This window comes from Rathayibacter sp. VKM Ac-2762 (genome assembly GCF_009866585.1).
Taxonomy (GTDB): domain Bacteria; phylum Actinomycetota; class Actinomycetes; order Actinomycetales; family Microbacteriaceae; genus Rathayibacter.
Genome location: NZ_CP047419.1, coordinates 1,546,827 through 1,566,582, shown reverse-complemented (window position 1 = coordinate 1,566,582; position 19,756 = coordinate 1,546,827). Strand labels below are relative to the sequence as shown.

Sequence of the window (19,756 nt, the reverse complement as noted above, 5' to 3'; positions counted from 1 at the left end):
GGCCCGCTGGCAGGATGGAGGGCATGCCGCTCCTCGCCGCCCGACGCCCCCGCGAGCCGGAGCCGCTCGCCGGCCCGCTGGTCGCCGTCCGCGGGGTCGCGGTGCGCGCCTCGGGCGTCGAGCTGCTCGCGCCGTGCTCGCTCGAGGTGGAGGCGGGGGAGCGCGTCGCGGTGACGGGCCGCAACGGCACCGGCAAGACCACGCTCCTGCGGGTGATCGCCGGCCTCACCGCTCCGAGCGAGGGAGTCGTGGCGGTGGCCGGGCGCGCCCCGGAGGAGCGCTCCGCCGCCCACCGCCGCGCCGTCGCCGCCCTGATCGGCACCCCGCCCTTCGAGCGGGACCTGACCCTCGAGGAGCACCTCGCGATGGTGGCCGTCTCGTGGGGCGCGCCGGTCGCCGACGCCCGCCGCGAGGCCGCGGCAGGTCTCGACGCGCTCGCGCTCGCTCCGCTCGCCCGCCGCTTCCCGCACGAGCTCTCCTCCGGGCAGACGCAGCTGTTCTCCCTCGCGCTCGTGCTGGCCCGGCCCTCGGCGGTGCTGCTGCTCGACGAGCCGGAGCAGCGGCTCGACGTCGAGCGGGTGCCGCTGGTCGCGGAGGTGCTGCGGCGCGCAGCCGCGTCCCGGGCACTCGTCGTCGCGACCCACAGCCCTGTGCTGATCCAGGGTCTGGGCGCGCGGGTCGTCGAGCTGGAGCGGGCGTGACGCGCGCGGAGAGGGCTCGCGTCGCCGAGGTGCGGGCTCTGCACCGGCACCGCGCCGCGGCTCCGCCGAGTCCGCGCGCCTACGCGGGCTACCTCGCCGCGATGACCGTCCTCGTCGTCGTCCTCCCCGTCGCCCGGGCCCTCGCGCTCCTCGCTGCCGAGGCGGGAGCCGTGCCGGAGCCGCTGATCGCCCTCGCCGCGGGTCTCGCCCTGCCCGCCGCCGTGCTCCTGGGCCGGGTGCGCGGACCCGCGGTGGGCGAGCCGCACACTACGGCCGTGCTGCTCGCGACCGATCTGCGCCGCTGGGCGGTGCTCCGCCTGCCCGTGGTCCGGGCGTCGGCCGGTCTCGCGGCGTGCTGCTCCGCCGTCGCGTCGCTCCTCGCCCTCGCCGCCTCCGCGCCGATCCTCGCGGCCGTCGCCGGCGGCGCCGCGTTCGCCGGCCTCCTCGCCGTCGCCTGGCTCGCCGGTCAGTGCCTGCCCTCGCGCCTCCCCGCGCTCGCGGCGGGCCTCCTCGCCTCCCTCGCGGTCCTCGGGGCCCTCGTGCCCGGTGCGCCCACGCCGGGCGGCCTCCTCGCCTCGGCCGTGAGCGGAGCGGAGGAGGTGCGCGCCGCGACCGTGCTGCTCGCGTCGGCCGCGGTCGTCCTGGCCGCGGCGCCCCGGCTGCTCGACGCCGCGCGCGGACCTCGGCTCCTCGCCCAGGCCCGGCAGTGGTCGGCGACCGCCCGGCTCGGAGCGACGGGCGATCTCGCCGAGTCGCTCGACGGGTACCGCGCCCTCCCGGCGATCGGGCGGGGGCTCCGAGCGGTCCGCCTCTCCCCGCTCGCCCTCGCGGTGCCGGTGCGCGACGCGATCGGCGCGCTGCGCACTCCCGGACGCTCGGCGGTCGCGGTCGTCGCGCTGGCCGCCGCCGGCGCTGCCGCCGTGCTCGCCGCGGTCGTGCCGTCCTCCCTCCTCGCGCTCCCGGCCGCCGCGGCGGGCGTGCTCGCCTACCTCGGCGCCGGCGTCTGGAGCGACGGCTTCCGCCACGCCGCCGCGACCGCGGGGCAGCCGGCGCTCCTCGCCCCCGGCCCGTTCGAGATGCTCCTCCTGCACGCCGTCCTCCCGCTGGTGCTCGCCATCGGAGTCGCGGTGCTCGGCGCCCTCGCCGCCTCGCTGCTGCTCCCGGGCGCGGCGGTGCCGGTGGCCGCCGCGACCGCCGTCGCCGCCGTCGCCGCGCGGGCGATGGATGCGACCCGGGGTCCGCTGCCGCCGCAGCTGCTCAGCCCGGTGCCGCTCCCGATCGGGGACGGCGCGGGAGTCGCGGTGGTCCTCTGGAACCTGGCGGGTGCACTGGTCAGCGCCTCGACCGCGGTGTCCGTCGCGGCGTCACCCGGGCTCCTCGCCGCGGTGCCGCTCGTCGCCGGCGGCTGCCTCCTCGTCGCGCGGCGGCGTCTCGCGCGGGCCTGAGGCTCCCGGGCGCCCGCGCCGCCCGGATGTCCGCGGCGGCGGCCGGACCGGATGCGAGGATGGCGGGGTGACCGCGCATCCCCGGCTCGACGAGCTCATCCGCACCGTCCACGTCCTCCGCGCCCCGGGCGGCTGCCCGTGGGACGCCGAGCAGACCCACGAGTCGCTCGTGCGCTACCTGATCGAGGAGTCGCACGAGCTCGTCGACGCCATCGAGGCCGGGGACCGGGCCGACCTGATCGAGGAGCTCGGCGACGTCCTCTACCAGGTGCTCTTCCACGCCGACCTGGCGGCCGAGAGCGCCGAGCCCTTCACCATCGAGGACGTCGCGGCGCACATGAACGCCAAGATGATCGGCCGCCACCCGCACGTGTTCGGCGACGCCACGGCCGAGACGGCCGACGACGTCATCGCGGTGTGGGACGAGCTCAAGCGCACCGAGAAGCCGCACCGCACGAGCGTGCTCGACGGGATCCCGCAGGGCATGCCGGCTCTCGCGCTCGCCGACAAGGTGATCGGCAAGGCGACCTCGCTGGGCGTCGTGGACGCCGGCCAGGGCCCGCTTCCCATCGAGTCGGAGGAGGACCTCGGCCCGCTGCTGCTGGCCATCGTCGCCTCCGCCCGCGCCCAGGGGCTCGACGCCGAGCGTGCGCTCCGCACCGCGACGCGCGACCTGCAGGACGAGATCCGCGCGGTGGAGCAGGAGCGGCGCGCGGACTGAGGCGCCCACCGGCCCGCCCCGGCCGATCTGGGAGAATCGCCGTCATGGCCTCCCCGATCACCCCGCCCCGCGGCATGCGCGACTTCCTCCCCGCCGACAAGGCGAAGCGCGAGCACGCGCTCGGCGTCATCCGCCGCGTGTACGCCTCCCACGGGTTCGACGAGATCGAGACACCGGTGGTCGAGGACTTCGACCGCCTCCACTCCGGGCTCGGCGGCGACAACGAGAAGCTCGCCTTCAGCGTCCTGCGCCGCGGGCTCACCCGCGACGACCTCGCGGCGGTCGACGACGCGTCCGCCCTCGCCGACCTCGGCCTGCGCTTCGACCTCACGGTGCCGCTCGCCCGCTTCTACGCCTCGCACCGCGCCGAGCTGCCGGCCGTCTTCCGCTCGGTGCAGATCGCGCCGGTGTGGCGCGCCGAGCGCCCGCAGAAGGGGCGGTACCGCCAGTTCGTGCAGTGCGACATCGACATCATCGGCGAGCCCGGGCAGCTGGCCGAGGTCGAGCTCATCACGGCGACCGCGGCGGCACTCGACGCCCTGGGCCTCGAGGACTGCACCATCCGGATCAACGACCGCCGCATCCTCACCGGAATCCTCGAGCACTGCGGCTTCGCCCCCGAGCGCTTCGGCCCGGCGCTGATCTCGATAGACAAGCTCGACAAGATCGGCGCCACCGGAGTCGTCGCCGAGCTGGAGGCCGACGGGCCGGACGCGGCCGCGGTCCTCGGGGGCTACCTCGCGCGGATCGAGCAGGCGGTCGCCGCCGGGGGAGTGGCGCTCGAGCAGTCCGCGATCCTCGACGTGCTGCCCGAGGGCATCGACCCGGAGGCGGTGCTCGCGCTCGAGACCCTGGCCCGGTCGCTGCGCTCGCTGCCCGCCGGCGTCTCGCTCCGCTTCGACCCGACGCTCGTGCGGGGCATGGGCTACTACACCGGCACGATCTTCGAGATCGCGCACCCGTCCTCGGGCTCCTCGGTCGGCGGAGGCGGGCGGTACGACGGGATGATCGGCCGCTTCCTCGGTCAGGACGTGCCGGCCTGCGGCTTCTCGATCGGCTTCGAGCGGATCGTCGAGCTGATCGGCGGTGCCGTCGTCGAGCGTCCCGACGCCGTCGTCCTCGTCCACGAGCGGGACGCGGCGCCCGAGCTGCTGCTCGCGCTCAAGCAGGAGCTGATCGCCCGGGGCTCGCGCGTGCGCCTCGAGCGCCGGGCGAAGAACCTCACCCCGCTCCTGGACCGCGCGGCCGCCGCGGGCTTCACCCGCTTCGCGCTCGTCCCGCGGGACGCCGCCTCCGCCGCCGACCTCTCCTTCAAGGACCTCGGCTGATCCGCGCCGGCGGCGCCGGGTGAGCGTCGCCGGCTGCCTGCGCTGAGCCGCGCCCGCGGGAGGGGCCGGGGCCGTTTGTCAGGCCTGAACAGGGTCTCAGATGATCCGTCAGAGGATCATGTCGATCTGGTCGGATCCTTGTCGGATCCGTGAGAGCCTTAATACTCGCGAAATCTGCGGACACACCCGAGAAATCTCCCCCGGATAGCGTCGAGGCACCCGATCGGCGCGGCTTGGCGCGCCTGCACGGGCACCCCGTCGCGACCCCGCGCACCGCACCGCAGCAGCCCTGACGATCCCCACCCGAGGAGTCCCCTTGACCCTGTCGCCCCTCCGCTCCCTCCCGGCCTTCGACCGCCGCAGCCTCCTCCGCCTGGCGGGTGTCGCCGGCCTCGCGATCGGCGGCGCCTCCGTCCTCGCTTCCTGCGCCTCCGACTCCTCCGGCGCGTCCGCCGCGGACGGCGGCGACCTCGGCACCCTCAAGGTCCAGCTCTCCTGGATCAAGAACGAGGAGTTCGCGGGCGAGTTCTTCGCCGACTCGAAGGGCTACTTCACCGAGGCCGGCCTGGCAGGAGTGACGCTCACCCCCGGCCCCTCGACGGGCGTGGCCGAGCTCCTCTCGGGCAGCGCGGACGTCGCGCTCAGCGACGCCGTCTCGATCGGCACCGCGATCGCCCAGCAGGAGGCCCCGCTCAAGATCATCGGCGCGACCTACCAGAAGAACCCCTTCACGGTCCTCTCGATCAAGACCGCCGGGAACATCGCCACTCCGGCCGACCTCGCCGGGAAGAAGATCGGCGTCCAGGCCTCGAACACGTCCCTGTTCCAGGCGCTGCTCGCCGCGAACGGCCTCTCCGAGTCCGACCTCACGGTCGTCCCCGTCGAGTACGACCCCTCCGTCCTCGTCAACGGCACCGTCGACGGCTTCATCGCCTACCTGACGAACGAGGCCATCACGGTCGCGGCCGAGGGCTACGAGGTCGTCAACCTGCCCTTCGCCGACAACGGCCTCCCCTTCGTCGCCGAGACCTTCTCGGTGTCGGAGCAGGCGATCGCCGAGAAGCGCGACGCTCTGAAGGCGTTCCTCGTCGCCGAGATCAAGGGCTGGACCGACGCGGTCAACGACCCGGAGGCGGGCGCGATGCTCGCCGTCGAGAACTACGGCAAGGACCTCGGCCTCAACGAGGAGTCCTCCAAGAAGGGCGCCACCATCCAGGCCGAGGAACTGGTCGTCTCGGACGAGACGGTCTCGAACGGCCTCTTCACCATCTCCGAGACGCTGCAGTCCGAGACCATCGCGTCCCTCGCGGGCGCCGGGATCGACGTCACGGCCGAGGACCTCTTCGATCTGACCCTCCTCGACGAGGTCTACGAGGAGAACCCCGAGCTGCTGAAGTACGCGGCCTGATCCTGATCCACGAAGGGCACCACTCGTGACCGACACGACCGACGCCGGCACCCTGCGCGACCAGGGTGCCGGCGGCACCGGCATCCAGATCCACGGCCTGTCGAAGACGTTCCGGATGGGCTCGCGCAGCGTCGCGGCGCTGCAGGACACCGATCTCCACACCGACCAGGGCAGCTTCCTCGCCCTGCTCGGCCCGTCGGGGTGCGGCAAGTCGACCATCCTGCGCATCCTCGCGGGACTGGAGGAGCCGACGTCCGGCTCCATCCGGGTCGACGGCCGGACCCCCCAGGAGCTGCGCCGCGACAACAAGCTCGGCATCGCCTTCCAGGACCACGCGCTCCTGCCGTGGCGCAGCGTGATGGCGAACATCCGCCTGCCGTTCGAGATCGCGGGCAAGAGCGTCGACCAGTCCTACATCGACGAGCTGATCGACCTCGTCGGCCTCCGCGGCTTCGAGAAGGCCAAGCCGGCCCAGCTCTCGGGCGGCATGCGCCAGCGCGTGTCGATCGCGCGGTGCCTGATCCTCAAGCCCGAGGTCCTGCTGCTCGACGAGCCGTTCGGCGCCCTCGACGACATGACGCGGCAGAAGCTCAACCTCGAGCTGCTGCGGATCTGGACCGAGAAGCCCGCCACGACGCTCCTCGTCACGCACGGCATCTCGGAGGCGATCTTCCTCTCGGACCGCGTCGCGGTGATGAGCCCGCGCCCGGGACGGGTGAAGGAGATCATCGACATCGACCTCCCCCGCCCGCGCACCCCCGAGATGCAGCGCACCCCCGAGTTCCACGCCTACGTCGACCAGGCCTCCGAGCTGCTGTTCGGCGACGGCGGCGCGGCCGCGGACGACCGCGTCTAGGAGGCACCGTGGCCACCACGCTCCCCGCGGCCCCGCGCCGCGCCCTGTCCCTGCCTCCGTGGCTCACCGGGCTGATCGGCGTCGCCGCGATCGTCGCCGTCTGGTGGATCGTGGCGCTCGTCACCGCGCCCACCGGCGCCGCGACCTACGCGCCCGTCCCCACTCCCGTGCAGGTCGTGCAGACCGCGATGGAGGACGGCGCCGGCTTCTACTGGCGCAACTTCTCCGTCACGATCGGCGAGGCGGCCGTCGGCTACTTCTGGGGCAACCTCCTCGCGCTGGTGCTCTCGGCGCTCGTGCTGGTCCTGCCCTGGCTGGAGGGGGTCGTCTCGCAGCTCGCGGTCATCACCTACTGCGTGCCGATCGTCGCCATCGGAGCGATCGTGCTGCTGATCCTCGGTGGTGCGGACGCTCCCGGGAAGGCGAGCGCGACGGCGATCTTCCTGGCCGGCCTCTCGGTGTTCTTCACCACGGTCGTCGGCAGCCTCCTCGGGCTGAAGGCGGCCGACAAGGCGGCGCTCGACGTCGTCACGGTCTACGGGGGCTCGCGCTTCACCCAGCTGCGCAAGGTGCGTCTGATCGCGGCGCTGCCCAACATCCTGTCGGCGCTGCAGATCGCGGTGCCCGCGGCCTTCCTCGGCGCGATCCTCGGCGAGTACTTCGGCAAGATCGAGACGGGCGTGGGCCCGATCCTGGTCGCGGCGCAGGTCTCGCTGAACTCGCCCCGCGTCTGGGCGCTCTTCCTCCTCTGCGCGGGCGTCGCGCTCCTCGGCTACGGCATCGTCGGACTGATCGGGCGCCTCATCGCGCCCTGGTCCTCCGGAAAGCGGGCATGACCATGACGACCACCGTTCCCGACCGCACGGAGCAGTCCACGGCCACGTCGATCCTCGCGGTCGACGAGCTGCGCCGCCAGCTGCGCACGGCCGCCCTCGGCGCGACTCTCAAGAGCCTGCGCAAGAGCCTGCTCGTCGCCCTGTCGACGATCGTGATCGTGCTGGCGATCTGGATCGGCGTGGTCCTCTTCAGCGGGGTCTCGCCCTACGTGGTCAAGGGCCCGTGGGACGTCTGGCAGCACCTGGTGACCGATGCGAAGGCCGCGGAGCACCGCGCCGAGCTGGGCGGCCTCTTCGCCGTGACCATGGGCGACGCACTGATCGGCTTCGCGGCCGGCCTGGTCGTGGCGATCCTCGGCGCGATCCTGTTCCGCCTGTCGAAGGGCATCGAGCACGCGCTGATGCCGTTCGCGATGCTGCTGCGCTCGGTGCCGCTGATCGCGATGGCGCCGCTGATCATCCTGGTCTTCGGGACCGGCTCGATCGCCTCGGTCGCGGTCATCGGCGGGATCGTCGTCCTGTTCCCCGCGCTGGTGACGATCGCCTTCGGCCTCAACAACGCCTCCCCGCAGATGCTCGACGTGGTCGCGGTCTACGGCGGCAGCACTCTCACCGCGATCCGCAAGGTGGCCATCCCCGGCTCGCTGCCCTCGCTCTTCGCCGCGATCCGCATCTCGGTGCCCGGAGCGATCACGGGCGCGCTGCTCGCCGAGTGGCTCTCCACCGGTGCGGGCATCGGCGGGGCGATCAACGCCTGGTCCGCCCAGGCCCGGTTCGCGGACGTCTGGTCGGCGGTCGTGCTCGTGACCGGCGTCTCGCTCGTGCTCTACATGCTCGTGCAGGTGCTCGAGACCTTCGTCCTCTCCCGGATGTCCCTCTCCCTCACCTGACCCCGTCGCTTTCCCCCTTCCGCGGGACGCCACTCGAGTGCGGCTCGCCCGGTGGGTCGCATACCCGGGTGGCGTCTCGCGGGAAGGGGAGGGCAGGGGGAGCGGAGCGACGGGGCCCGGTCAGACGGTGACGATCGCGTCGACGCGGTGGCCGGCCAGCACCTCGCGGCCCCCGAGCCCGTCGAGCTCCATGACCACCGCGATCCCCTCGAGGCTCCACCCTGCGCGCTCGATCAGGCGGCGGCTCGCGTCGAGCGTGCCCCCGGTCGCCAGCACGTCGTCGACCAGCAGCAGCCGCGAGCCGCGGGGCGCCGCGTCCTCGTGCACCTCCAGCATCGTCTCGCCGTACTCGAGGGTCGCCTGCTCGCGCAGCACGGCCCGCGGGAGCTTGCCGGGCTTGCGGATGGTGACGACGCCGAGACCCGCCGAGTAGGCGGCCGCCGCGGCGAGCAGGAAGCCGCGCGCCTCCACGCCCGCGATCGCGTCGATCCGGCCGCGGTAGGGCTCGATCAGCGCGTCGGCCACCGCCCGCAGGGCCTCGCCGTCGCCGAAGACCGGCGTGAGGTCGCGGAACAGGATGCCCGGGCTCGGGAAGTCCGGGACGACGGCGGTGAGACGGTCGACGTGGTCGGCGGCGGTCGTGGTCACGGGGAACCTCCGGGTCGGCGGGTGCGCCCGGGCCGTCCGGCGATCGGGCCCTGGGAGTCTACGACCGGCCGCGGTCTCCTGCGCTTCGGAGGCGGTCAGTAGACTCCTTCCCGACCGCTCCCGTCTCCGGGAGCCCACCCGTCAAGAGGAGATAGTTGTGGCCCTTATCGAGGCAGTCGTCGCCCGAGAAATTCTGGACTCCCGTGGCAACCCCACGGTCGAGGTCGAGGTCCTGCTCGAGGACGGCGCGTCCTCGCGAGCGGCCGTCCCGTCCGGCGCCTCCACCGGCGCGTTCGAGGCGTACGAGCTCCGCGACGGCGACTCCGACCGCTACCTCGGCAAGGGCGTGCAGAAGGCCGTCGACGCCGTCATCGACGAGATCGGCCCGGCCATCGAGGGCTTCGACGCCACCGACCAGCGCCTCGTCGACGCCGAGCTGATCGAGCTCGACGGCACCGAGAACAAGTCCCGCCTGGGCGCGAACGCGATCCTCGGCGTCAGCCTCGCCGTGGCCAAGGCCGCCGCGCAGTCGTCGGACCTCGACCTGTTCCGCTACGTCGGCGGCCCGAACGCGCACACCCTGCCCGTGCCGCTGATGAACATCATCAACGGAGGCGCGCACGCCGACACCGGCGTCGACATCCAGGAGTTCATGGCCGTCCCGCTCGGCGCCGAGTCCTTCTCCGAGGGCCTGCGCTGGGGCGTCGAGATCTACCACGCGCTCAAGGCGCAGCTGAAGAAGGCCGGCTTCGCCACCGGCCTCGGCGACGAGGGCGGCTTCGCCCCCGACCTGCCCACCAACCGCGAGGCGCTCGACTTCATCCTCAAGGCCGTCGAGGCCGCCGGCTTCACCCCCGGCAAGGACATCGGGCTCGCGCTCGACGTCGCCTCCTCGGAGTTCTACGAGGACGGCGCCTACACGTTCGAGGGCAAGAAGCTCTCGGCCGAGGAGCTCTCCTCCTACTACGCCGACCTCGTCGCCAACTACCCGCTGGTCTCGATCGAGGACCCGCTGGACGAGGACGACTGGGCCGGCTGGACCCACCTCACCGCGGCCATCGGCGACAAGGTGCAGCTCGTCGGAGACGACCTGTACGTCACCAACCCGGTGCGCCTCGCCCGCGGCATCGCCGAGAAGGCCGGCAACTCGATCCTGGTCAAGGTGAACCAGATCGGCACGCTCACCGAGACGCTCGACGCCGTGGCCCTCGCCCAGCGCAACGGCATGACCGCGATCCTCTCGCACCGCTCCGGCGAGACCGAGGACACCACCATCGCCGACCTCGCGGTCGCGGTGGACGGCGGCCAGATCAAGACCGGCGCCCCGGCCCGCTCGGACCGCGTCGCGAAGTACAACCAGCTGCTGCGCATCGAGGAGATCCTGGGAGGTGCGGCGACCTACGCGGGTCGCTCCGCCTTCCCGCGCTTCTCCGCGTAGTCTCGGCACGCCGGACCGGCCCCGGAGCCCAGCACCTCGGTGCGGGCGCCGGGGCCGCTCCACTTCCCCCGCCGCGATCGAGGAGGCACCCGCCCATGGCCCGTCCGCCCCGCCGCCCCTCCGCTCCCGGGAGCGCACCCCGCCGGCCCGCGCCCGCCCCGGTGCCCGAGAGGCCCGCGCGACCGGCCGCCGGCACGACGTCCGCCGGGAAGAAGCGAGGAGCCTCCGGCTCCCGCACGCCCTCCGCGCCCCGTGCCGCGTCCGCCCCGCGCACCCCCCGCCCGAAGCAGCCGCCCGCTCCGCCCTCGTCCGCGTGGATCGCCGGCGTCCGCGGCTCGGGCTTCACGCTGCTGGTGATGGGGATCATGATCCTCGCGGTGGTCGTGCTCGCCCCGAGCATCAAGAACTTCGTCGAGCAGCGCGCCGAGATCGCCGAGCTGCAGCGCTCGGTCGACGCGGCCAAGACCCAGGCGCAGAACCTCGACGAGCAGCGCACCCGCTGGTCCGACCCGGCGTTCATCCGCGCGCAGGCCCGCGAGCGGCTGTACTTCGTGATGCCCGGCGAGGTGAGCTACCTCGTGCTCGACGACGTGACGCTCGCCCAGCAGGCGCAGCAGCCCGCGAGCGACACGGTGCAGGAGACCCCGAGCGACTGGGCCGGCTCCCTGCTGTCCTCGATCGCGGTCTCGGGCCTCGGCGAGCCGACCGCCGATGAGCTGACACCGACTCCGTAGCTCCCGCCCTACCCGTCGCTCCCGCCCGGCCCCGCGTACACTGGAGCGTCCTCCCGGCCGTCCGTCCTCTGGAGCCCCCGTGACCACGCCCCCCTTCGATCCGCCGTCCGAGCGCGACATCGCGGTCGTCTCCGCCCAGCTGGGCCGTCCCGCCCGGGACGTCGTCGGGATCAGCGCCCGCTGCGTCTGCGGCGACCCGACGGTGGTCTCCACGAGCCCCCGCCTGTCCGACGGCACGCCGTTCCCCACCTTCTACTACCTGACCCACCCCGCCGCGACGGCCGCGATCTCGCAGCTCGAGGCCACCCAGGTCATGGTCGAGTACAACGCGATGCTCGCCGAGGACGAGGAGCTGCGCGAGGCGTACGCCGCTGCGCACCGGGCGTTCCTGGCCGACCGCGAGAGCGTCGGCTCCGTCCCCGAGATCGCGGGCATCTCCTCCGGGGGCATGCCCTCGCGGGTGAAGTGCCTCCACGCCCTCGCCGCGCACGCCCTCGCGGCGGGCCCCGGCGTCAATCCGATCGGCGATCTGGCCCTGGCCCGCGCCGACTGGTCTCCCGAGCGCTGCGCCTGCAGGCCGCTCGACGCGTAGCCGCTCCTACCGGAGCCACGGAGGCGCCACCACCGGCGCGCTCTTCGCTAAGCTGATTCCCAGTCGGGGTCAGTGCTGCCCACCGCATCGAGAGCGGGCACTTCGCATTGCGTGAGGGTGTTCGCATTGTCCATCCCTCTTGGAGAGTCAACCGTGCCCAGAATCCTGATCGTCGGAGGCGGCTACGCCGGCTTCTACACCGCGTGGAAGCTCGAGAAGCAGCTCCGCCCGCACGAGGCAGAGGTCACGATCGTCGACCCGCTGCCCTACATGGCGTACCTGCCCTTCCTCCCCGAGGTCGCCGCGGGGTCGATCGAGCCGCGCCACGCGATCGTCTCGCTCCGCCGCCACCTCAAGAAGACCGCGATCCTCGCCGCCAAGGTGACGAAGATCGACCACGCGAACCGCACCGCGACGATCACCCCGACCGTGGGCGAGCCCTACGAGTTCGAGTACGACCAGATCGTCGTCACCGCCGGCTCCGTCTCGCGCACCTTCCCGATCCCGGGCGTCGCCGACAACGCGATCGGCCTGAAGACGATCGAGGAGGCGACCGCGATCCGCGACCGCATGCTCACGAACTTCGACAAGGCCGCGTCGCTCCCCGCCGGCCCCGAGCGCTCGCGCCTGCTGACCGTCACGGTCGTCGGCGGCGGGTTCGCGGGCATCGAGGTCTTCGCCGAGCTGCGCTCCTTCGCGAGCGCGCTGCTCAAGCGCTACCCCGAGATCGACTTCGAGGAGACGCAGTTCCACCTCATCGAGGCGATGGGCCGGATCATGCCCGAGGTCGCCCTCGAGACGAGCCACTGGGTGCTGAAGAACCTCGACCAGCGCGGCGCCACCGTGCACCTCGACACGCAGCTCAAGTCGGCCGAGAACGGCGTCATCCAGCTGTCGACGGGCGAGAGCTTCGAGTCGGACCTCATCATCTGGACCGCGGGCGTCATGGCGAACCCGTCGATCAAGAACTCCGACCTGCCCATCGAGGAGCGCGGCCGCCTGCGCGTGCGCGCCGACCTCCGCGTCGGCCACGACGACGTGCTCGTCGAGGGCGCCTGGGGCGCCGGCGACGCGACGGCCGTCCCCGACCTCACCGGCGGCGGCGTCGGCGGCTTCTGCGTGCCGAACGCCCAGCACGCCGTCCGCCAGGGCAAGCTCATGGCCAAGAACATCACCGCGGTGCTCCGCGGCGAGGAGCCGGTCGACTACGTGCACAAGAACCTCGGCGCGGTCGCGGGCCTGGGCATCGGCATCGGCGTGTTCCAGTCCGGCAAGATCGCCGTGAAGGGCTTCCCCGCCTGGGTGATGCACCGCGGCTACCACGGTCTCGCCATGCCCTCGTGGGAGCGCAAGTTCCGCGTGGTCTGGGGCTGGTGGAACAACCTCTGGCTCGGCCGCGACATCGCCTCGATCGAGGCCCGCGAGTACCCCCGCGGCTCCTTCGAGACCTACGCGTCGCGTCCGCGTCCGGCGGCCCCGGCCGCCGAGGCTCCGGCCGCGCAGGCCCCGGCGCAGATCCCCGGCCAGGCCGGTGCTCCGGTCCCGGTCGGCGGCGAGCCCGCCAAGTCCTGACATCGCCGCCGGGAGGGTCGCTCCTCCCGGTGGTCGCCCCCATAGCCCAATCGGCAGAGGCAGACGACTTAAAATCGTCTCAGTCTGGGTTCGAGTCCCAGTGGGGGCACTCCGTCCGACGTGCCGCTCTCTAGGCGGCGCGGGCCTGCGCGCTGCGTCGAGCGGGCTCGAGCAGCCCGGCCTCGAGGGCCTGGGTGATCTCGCCCGGGGTGCAGTCGGCGCAGAGCACGACGAGCTCCTCCTCGGTGTCGCGGCCGCCGGAGCGGTCGAGGACGACGGCGTCGGTTCCGCAGAGTGCGCATTCGATCATGCGGGTACCGTACGTCCGACCTCCGACATGCGCGCGGCAGCGCCCCGGCGCGTCTCGCCCGGATCCGACAGGGCGCCGGGTGCGCTTCCGGACCGGTCGTCCTTCCGGCCGGAGGAGCCCGGTGTTCGGGAATCGGACGAGGATCCCGCGCGCCCGCGCCGCCTCGCCTAGAGTCGTCACCGGGCGGTTCCGCGCCCGGGCGCCCACGTCCGGATGCGAGCCGCCCGGTCCACGGCGGGCGCCGGAACGGTCCCGCTTCTCGTGCCCGCGGGCACCGTCATGCACCGCCCGGCGACGGGCGGCCGGGAGGCCCCCATGGGGAAGCTGCTCTACGGAGCCTCGGGAGTCGAGATCGAGTTCGACGACCGCACGCTCACGCACGTCCAGATCGTCATCGCCAACAAGCTGCGCCGCCGCGAGAGCTTCTTCTTCTCCTGGCGGGACGACCCCGCGGTCGGCGACGGCCGCTCGAGCATCTGGCTCGACCCCTCCGTGCCCCTCTACTTCAAGTACTTCGGCGGACGGGTCCCCTCGATCAACCGCACCTGGATCGACTTGCTGACCGTCTCGGCGAACTCGTCCGGCGGGCTGCAGCTCGTGCAGGAGCCGGACGCCGCCCCCACCCCGCCGCCGAAGGGCGAGCAGGGCGCCTGACCCCCACCCGCCACGCCCCGGAGAAGAGCCCCATGCAGCGCGACGTCTCGGCCCACCTGACCCTCGACGTCGCGGCTCCGGCCGCCCTCGTCCTCTCGATCGCGGTGGCCGACGCGTACGGGGCGGAGGAGTCGCTGACGCTCACCGTCGACGGCCGCCCGCTCGCCGCTCGCGAGGTGATCGACCAGCACGGCACCCGGCTGCACGTGCTCGACGCGCCGGTCGGGCACCTCGTCGTGGACTACTCCGCGCGCGTCCTGGGACGCCTCGCTCCGCTCGAGGGCGACGAGGTGGACCGGCTGCGGTACCTGCGGCCGAGCCGCTACGCCGAGTCGGACGTGCTGTGGGCGACGGCCCGGGCCGAGTTCGCCGGCCTGGCCGGGGCGGACCTCCTGCACGCGGTGAGCTCCTGGGTCGGCACGCGGCTGGCGTACGTCCCCGGCTCGAGCCTTCCGACGGACGGGGCCGAGCGGACGCTGCTCGCCCGCCGCGGCGTCTGCCGCGACTTCGCGCACCTCGTCGTCGCCCTCCTCCGGGCGCTGGACGTGCCCGCCCGACTGGCGGCCGTGTACGCGCCGGGACTGCAGCCGATGGACTTCCACGCGGTCGCGGAGGCCTGGATCGAGGGGGAGTGGCGGGCGGTCGACGCGACGACGCTCGCGCCGCGGTCGAGCCTCGTGCGGATCGCGACGGGACGCGACGCGGCCGACACCGCGTTCCTCGGCGTCTACGGCGGCATCGCGACGCTGCGCGAGCTGACCGTCGGCGCCGTGGCCGACGTGCTGCCGGGCGACGACCTCGACCGGCCCGTCTCGATCGGCTGAGCGGGCGGCCGAGGCCGGCTACTCCGACTCGACGAAGCGCCGCCAGGCCCAGATCGACGTGCACACCGCGCTGAAGGCGACGACGGCGAAGAGCACCGGACCCGCTCCGCCGTCGGTCGACCAGGACGCGATGGTCGGGGTGAGCAGCACGAACAGCACGGTCGTCGCGAGGAGCGTGAGCCCGAGCCAGAGCAGCGGGGACCAGCGCAGGATGCTGCGGCCGGCGGGGCGCCCGACCGGGAACAGCAGCACCACGCTCGAGCCGACCGAGATCAGCGTGGTCGCGCTGAGCACCTCCGCGGCGAGCACGGAGCCGAACGAGCCGTCGGGCGGGACCACGGCGGAGGCGCCCCAGGCGAGTCCGGCGAGACCCAGCAGCGAGACGACGCGGACGGTGGAGAGCTTCGCGCGGTCGACGGCGGATGCGCCCTCGGGGAGGACGAGGCCGATCACCACGCCGAAGAGGAGCGCCGGGTCCAGTCCCGCGAAGCGCGAGACGAGAGCGGCCGCCGCGACCAGGAGCAGCGCGCGCGGAGCGGCGACGACGCCGATCCCGCTGACGCCGATCCGCCGGCCGACCAGCGCGGGGACGGCGGCGGCGACCGCGTTGACCACGGCGACGGCCACGATGACGGCGATCAGCAGGCGCAGGTAGGCGGGCTGGCCGTCGACGCGTCCCGAGAGCAGGACGAGGCCGGCTGCGCAGCCGATCATCCCGACGACCATCAGGCGCGGCGAGGCGGGACCGGTGTCCGGCTTGTCGTCGTACTCGACGGCGGCGCGGTTGCGGCCCGTGAGGTGCCAGCTGCGTTCGGCACGGGGCGCGCGCCCGGCCGCGGCGAGGCGGGCCGGCACGACGACCAGGGCGAGCGAGAGCAGAGCGAGGGCGAGGGAGCGCATCCAGTCGGCCATCGAGACGACGGGCGATCCGGCGGACAGCGCGGTGGTCATCCCGGTCGCCGAGCTCCAGCCGCCCGGCTCGGATCCGGCGTCGGGGGCGGGCTGCGGCGGCGCGTCACCGGGGTCCTGGTCGGGAGCCGGGACCGGTGCTGCCGTGGGCTCGGCGGTCGGCTCGTCCTCGGGCGTGGGCGCGGCCTCCCCGGGGCGGACGGGCGACGTGGACGCGGTCGGCGCCGCGCTGCTCGGAGCGGGAGACCCGGCGGCCCCGGGCGCGCTGGGCGCGGCTCCGGGGGCGGCCGGCGTCGTCGCGCTGGGCGTGCCGGTGGGAGCGGTCGTCGCCGCCGCGAAGGTCACGTCGATCCAGGGGCTCGGCGGGCTGTAATTGCCGGCGCTGTCCCCGGCGATGGCGGAGACCCGGTGCGCGCCCGCCGTGATCGTGCCGCCGGTGCAGCTCCAGGCGCCTCCGCTGACCGCCGCGTCGCAGGTGTTGACCCGGTCCACGTACACGTAGGCGCGAGTGCCGTCCACGCCCGTCCCGGAGTAGGACGCGCCGCTGAGCGGCAGGGCGGCGCCGTTCGACGGCGAGGTGAGGGCGGGGGCGGCAGGAGCAGCGGTGTCGACCACGAGGGTCACCGGCGCGCTGGCCGGCGAGGCGGCGCTGCCGGCGAAGGAGGCGGTCTGCGTCGCGGTGACGCGGTAGCTGCCCGGCGCCGGAGTGGGGGCGAGCTGGCAGAACCACGCGCCGCCGGAGTCGGCGGTGGCCAGGCACGCGGCGCCGCCGTTCGAGACCGCGGCGACGCTCGCGCCGGGGTAGGCCGTGCCGCGGACCGAGCCCGCGGAGGTCGCCGAGCCGTCGACCGACTCGATGACGGGGGCGCTGAGGACGGCGATCGGGACGGAGGCCGAGGTGGTCCCGCCGCCGGCGAGGAGCTCCACCGCGACCAGGGTCGCCGGCCCGTCGTCGAGGGAGACGGCGCAGCTCCAGCCGCCGTCGGGGCCCGCGGTGGTGATGCAGAGGGGGTCGCCGCCGCCGCGGAGCCCGATCTGCACCTGGTCCCCGGCCGTCGCCGTGCCGGTGACCGTCGTCGCTCCCGTGCTGAGGACCGCGCCGGAGGAGGGAGCGGTGATCGCGAGAGCGGCGGCCTGCGCGGCCGGCGCGGCCAGCCCGGAGACGGAGGCGACGGCCGCGAGGAGCACCAGCAGCAAGGCGGCCGTGCGCCGCGGGGATCGGCGGAGTCGGGGCACCGGCACGACCGGTGAACCCCCCGGTACTGCCACGTCGACGCCCGATTTCACGATGCGTCCATTGCACGGGGGCAGGGGGGAGCTGTCAAGCGCGCCGCACCACTGTTCCCGGATGTACACCATCCGGAGGAGGCGTCTCAGTCGGTCGGGGGAGTCGGGGAGATCCGGGAGAGCGCTTCCGCGAGAATATACCCGTCGATCAGATCCGGAGGACAGTGCAATGCGCGAAGACGAGGCCCGCGGGCGCGATCGGCGGGAGGTGCGCGTCGAGGCTGCGCGCTTCGACGATCCGCGCGAGCTGGGCGGGCTCCTGCCGCCGGGCCTGCGCATCGGACTGGCGCAGAGCGCCTTCCAGACGGAGGGCTCCCTCGAGGCGGGCGGCCGGGGCCGGTCGGTGTGGGACGACTTCGCGCTGCGACGGGGGACGATCGCCGAGGAGGCCACTCCCGAGATCGCGACGGACTTCCTCCTGAGCTGGCGCGAGGACCTCGCGCTGCTGGTCGATCTCGGCGTCGACGAGCTCCGGCTCTCGGTCTCGTGGCCCCGGCTGCAGCCCGACGGACGCGGGCCGATCGACCGCGGAGGGCTCGGCTTCTACGACCGCCTGCTCGACGGGCTCGCCGAGACGGGGATCCGGGTCGCGCTGACCCTGCACCACCGCGACACCCCGTCGGCGCTCAGCGGCGGCTGGATGAACCGCGACACCGCGTTCCGGTTCGGCGATCTCGCCTTCGAGCTCGGCGGGCGGTTCGGCGACCGGGTCGCCGACTGGATCACCCTCGACCAGCCGTCGACAGTGATGCTCGAGGGCTACGCGCTCGCGCGGCAGGCGCCGGGCGCCGGCCGGCTGTTCAGCGCCCTGCCGGCGCTGCACCACCAGCTCCTCGGGCACGGTGTGGCGCTGGAGGCGCTGCGGGCGGCGGAGGTGACCGGGAGGATCGGCCTGGTCGACGCGCTCGCGCCCGTCGAGCCCGCCTCCGACGACGACCGGGACCGCGCCTTCGCCTCCCTGGCGGACGTCCTGCGGAACCGCCTGGTGGCCGACGCCGTGCTGACCGGGTCCTACCCGGTCGGACCGGAGGAGCTGCCGCCGTTCCTCGGCGCCCTCGCGCAGGCGGATCCGGTCGACCTCGCGCGCATCTCGGCTCCGCTCGACTTCTACGCGGTCGCGCCGCTGCCGCCGCTGCGGATCGTGGCGGGCCGCGACCCGGCGCTGCCGACCGGGGTGGGCGCTCCTCCCGCGCTCCCCTTCCACACGGCGCCCTGGCCGGAGCTGGACCGCACGGGCGACGGCTCGCCGGTCGCACCCTGGGCGGTGGTCTCGGTGCTGCGGTCCCTCGTGGAGCGCTACGGCGACGCCCTGCCGCCGCTGGTGGTGACCGCGCTCGGCGCGAGCTACCCCGACGAGCCCGATCGCGAGGGTGCGATCGTCGACACGGAGCGGATCCGCTGGCTCGGGGCGCACCTGGCCGCTCTCGCCGAGGCCGTCCACGACGGACTGCCGGTCGAAGCCGTGCAGCTCTGGACCCTGGTCGACGCGTTCGAGTGGCAGCACGGCTACAGCCGCCCGCACGGGCTCGTGGCCGTCGACACGCGCAGCCGGGACCGCGTGCCCAAGGCGTCGTTCGACTGGCTCCGGCGCGTCCTCGACGCCCGCTCCTGACGCGGGGGCGTGCGAGACTGCCGCCGTGCGCAGCATCCTCGCCCTCGCCTCCGTCCTCCACGCCGACCCCGCCCCGGTGCTCGCCGCCCTCGCGGACGTCCTCGCCGCCGACGGCGCGTACGAGCGGCGGGGGAGCGGGCTCGAGCGCCGGCTCCCCGTGCTCGGCGTCGAGCAGTGGCGGGTCCTGGCGGACGAGGAGGGGGCCCGGGTCGAGTGCGAGCTGGTCGCCGCACCCGCCTCGTCGGCGCTCGCCGGGGTCCTCCTCCGGCGGCGGATCCGCGAGGCGCCGGACCGGTTCCGCGCGGTCGTGACCGCGGTCGCCGACGCGGTGGAGTGACGCTCCGGGGACGGCCGCGCGGGTCCGCTCCGACGCCCGCTCTCCGCTCCGCCCGCCGCCCCGCCCGCCGCCCCGCCTCCACACCGCGCCAGCGCCCCCCGAACGGGGAATGCGCGGGCGCTCGCCGCTGTTGTCTACCGATGACGGGACGGGGCTCGGCGCCCCGCCCACCGGACAGCTCGGAGGAGCCAGAGGCAGATGGCAGGAACAGGGATGAACAAGGGTCGAGGGGCGCGCGGCAGTGACGACGAGATCGTCTACCGCCGCCACGCGAACGGACGCGGCATGGTCGCTCCCGGATCGCGCGTCTCGGCGACCGCGTACGTGGAGACCGGCGCCTACGTGGAGCCCGGCGCGACCGTGGGCGAGCGCGCCTGGATCGGCGCGGGCAGCTGGGTCGACCGCGACGCCATGATCGGGCACAGCGCCTTCATCGGCGCGAACGTGCACGTCGGGCCCGAGGCGATCATCGGACCGGGGGCGCGGATCGGGAGCTACTCCCGCATCGGACGCTCGGCCGTGATCGCGACCGGCGCCCGCATCGACCGCGACACCGTGGTGCCCGACGGCGCCCGGAAGGGCATCGACGAGGCGAGCGAGAGCGGCCGCCGGGCGGCCTGACCCCCACGACCCTGTTCCGCCGGCTCCCCGGAG

General features: G+C 74.1%; 20 protein-coding genes and 1 tRNA gene. 18 read left to right on the top strand and 3 right to left on the bottom strand.

The window, feature by feature from the left end; all coding sequences use genetic code 11:
- Positions 1–23: 23 nt before the first annotated feature.
- From GTU71_RS07425 to GTU71_RS07390, 8 genes are all read left to right on the top strand, one after another.
- The gene (locus GTU71_RS07425; RefSeq protein ID WP_104274329.1) at positions 24–701 is read left to right on the top strand and encodes an ATP-binding cassette domain-containing protein; all 678 of its coding nucleotides are present in this window, start codon (positions 24–26) and stop codon (positions 699–701) included.
- Positions 698–2,146 carry a hypothetical protein gene (locus tag GTU71_RS16420; RefSeq protein ID WP_159939571.1) on the top strand — a complete coding sequence of 483 codons (1,449 nt, stop codon included), beginning with the start codon at positions 698–700 and terminating at the stop codon, positions 2,144–2,146. The genes GTU71_RS07425 and GTU71_RS16420 overlap by 4 nt, the downstream gene beginning before the upstream one ends.
- A 67-nt stretch (positions 2,147–2,213) precedes the next feature.
- Entirely contained in the window at positions 2,214–2,867 is a 654-nt protein-coding gene (locus tag GTU71_RS07415) for a MazG family protein (protein WP_104222356.1), read from the top strand.
- A 44-nt stretch (positions 2,868–2,911) separates the two neighbouring features.
- The gene (gene hisS / locus GTU71_RS07410; RefSeq protein WP_104268004.1) at positions 2,912–4,195 is read left to right on the top strand and encodes a histidine--tRNA ligase; all 1,284 of its coding nucleotides are present in this window, start codon (positions 2,912–2,914) and stop codon (positions 4,193–4,195) included.
- 316 nt (positions 4,196–4,511) lie between these two features.
- Positions 4,512–5,603: an ABC transporter substrate-binding protein gene (locus GTU71_RS07405; protein WP_244230661.1), complete on the top strand. Its 1,092-nt coding sequence runs from the start codon at positions 4,512–4,514 to the stop codon at positions 5,601–5,603.
- A gap of 115 nt (positions 5,604–5,718) precedes the next feature.
- Positions 5,719–6,459 (top strand): ABC transporter ATP-binding protein, encoded by a 741-nt coding sequence (locus tag GTU71_RS07400; protein ID WP_104222373.1) that lies wholly within the window; start codon positions 5,719–5,721, stop codon positions 6,457–6,459.
- Positions 6,460–6,467: 8 nt separating this feature from the next.
- Entirely contained in the window at positions 6,468–7,295 is an 828-nt protein-coding gene (locus GTU71_RS07395; RefSeq protein ID WP_244229606.1) for an ABC transporter permease subunit, read from the top strand.
- Between the two features lie 2 nt (positions 7,296–7,297).
- A complete protein-coding gene (locus GTU71_RS07390; protein ID WP_244230660.1) occupies positions 7,298–8,185 on the top strand; it encodes an ABC transporter permease subunit in 888 nt (295 codons plus the stop codon).
- Between the two features lie 120 nt (positions 8,186–8,305).
- Here the strand turns inward: GTU71_RS07390 and GTU71_RS07385 are convergent, their stop codons facing one another.
- Positions 8,306–8,833 carry an adenine phosphoribosyltransferase gene (locus GTU71_RS07385; protein ID WP_104222360.1) on the bottom strand — a complete coding sequence of 176 codons (528 nt, stop codon included), beginning with the start codon at positions 8,831–8,833 and terminating at the stop codon, positions 8,306–8,308.
- A gap of 157 nt (positions 8,834–8,990) precedes the next feature.
- Between GTU71_RS07385 and eno the strand changes: the two genes are divergently transcribed.
- The 5 genes from eno (at position 8,991) to GTU71_RS07360 (ending at position 13,278) form a co-directional block, all read left to right on the top strand.
- Positions 8,991–10,271: a phosphopyruvate hydratase gene (gene eno, locus GTU71_RS07380; protein WP_104222361.1), complete on the top strand. Its 1,281-nt coding sequence runs from the start codon at positions 8,991–8,993 to the stop codon at positions 10,269–10,271.
- A 95-nt stretch (positions 10,272–10,366) separates the two neighbouring features.
- Positions 10,367–11,005 carry a septum formation initiator family protein gene (locus tag GTU71_RS16415; RefSeq protein ID WP_244229607.1) on the top strand — a complete coding sequence of 213 codons (639 nt, stop codon included), beginning with the start codon at positions 10,367–10,369 and terminating at the stop codon, positions 11,003–11,005.
- A 79-nt stretch (positions 11,006–11,084) separates the two neighbouring features.
- Positions 11,085–11,597: a DUF501 domain-containing protein gene (locus GTU71_RS07370; RefSeq protein WP_104227430.1), complete on the top strand. Its 513-nt coding sequence runs from the start codon at positions 11,085–11,087 to the stop codon at positions 11,595–11,597.
- Between the two features lie 153 nt (positions 11,598–11,750).
- Positions 11,751–13,169 (top strand): NAD(P)/FAD-dependent oxidoreductase, encoded by a 1,419-nt coding sequence (locus tag GTU71_RS07365; RefSeq protein WP_104225019.1) that lies wholly within the window; start codon positions 11,751–11,753, stop codon positions 13,167–13,169.
- Between the two features lie 35 nt (positions 13,170–13,204).
- A tRNA-Leu gene (locus GTU71_RS07360) sits at positions 13,205–13,278 on the top strand.
- A gap of 21 nt (positions 13,279–13,299) precedes the next feature.
- On the opposite strand, the gene GTU71_RS07355 is transcribed toward GTU71_RS07360, so the two are convergent.
- Positions 13,300–13,479, bottom strand: a complete 180-nt coding sequence (locus GTU71_RS07355; protein WP_159939570.1) for a hypothetical protein — start codon at positions 13,477–13,479, stop codon at positions 13,300–13,302.
- Between the two features lie 315 nt (positions 13,480–13,794).
- Between GTU71_RS07355 and GTU71_RS07350 the strand changes: the two genes are divergently transcribed.
- On the top strand, positions 13,795–14,133 hold the full coding sequence (locus tag GTU71_RS07350) for an ATP-dependent DNA ligase (RefSeq protein ID WP_068211888.1): 339 nt from the start codon (positions 13,795–13,797) through the stop codon (positions 14,131–14,133).
- A 32-nt stretch (positions 14,134–14,165) separates the two neighbouring features.
- Positions 14,166–14,957, top strand: coding sequence for a transglutaminase family protein (locus GTU71_RS07345; RefSeq protein ID WP_159939569.1), 792 nt, complete (start codon positions 14,166–14,168; stop codon positions 14,955–14,957).
- Positions 14,958–14,975: 18 nt separating this feature from the next.
- Here GTU71_RS07345 and GTU71_RS07340 read toward each other — a convergent pair whose 3' ends face one another.
- Positions 14,976–17,102 carry a hypothetical protein gene (locus GTU71_RS07340; protein WP_159939568.1) on the bottom strand — a complete coding sequence of 709 codons (2,127 nt, stop codon included), beginning with the start codon at positions 17,100–17,102 and terminating at the stop codon, positions 14,976–14,978.
- Positions 17,103–17,322: 220 nt separating this feature from the next.
- Between GTU71_RS07340 and GTU71_RS07335 the strand changes: the two genes are divergently transcribed.
- From GTU71_RS07335 to GTU71_RS07325, 3 genes are all read left to right on the top strand, one after another.
- Positions 17,323–18,765 (top strand): family 1 glycosylhydrolase, encoded by a 1,443-nt coding sequence (locus GTU71_RS07335; RefSeq protein WP_159939567.1) that lies wholly within the window; start codon positions 17,323–17,325, stop codon positions 18,763–18,765.
- 25 nt (positions 18,766–18,790) lie between these two features.
- Complete coding sequence (locus GTU71_RS07330) at positions 18,791–19,102, top strand: hypothetical protein (protein WP_104250106.1); 312 nt, start codon at positions 18,791–18,793, stop codon at positions 19,100–19,102.
- Positions 19,103–19,300: 198 nt separating this feature from the next.
- Positions 19,301–19,723, top strand: coding sequence for a transferase (locus GTU71_RS07325; RefSeq protein WP_104225025.1), 423 nt, complete (start codon positions 19,301–19,303; stop codon positions 19,721–19,723).
- Positions 19,724–19,756: the final 33 nt, after the last annotated feature.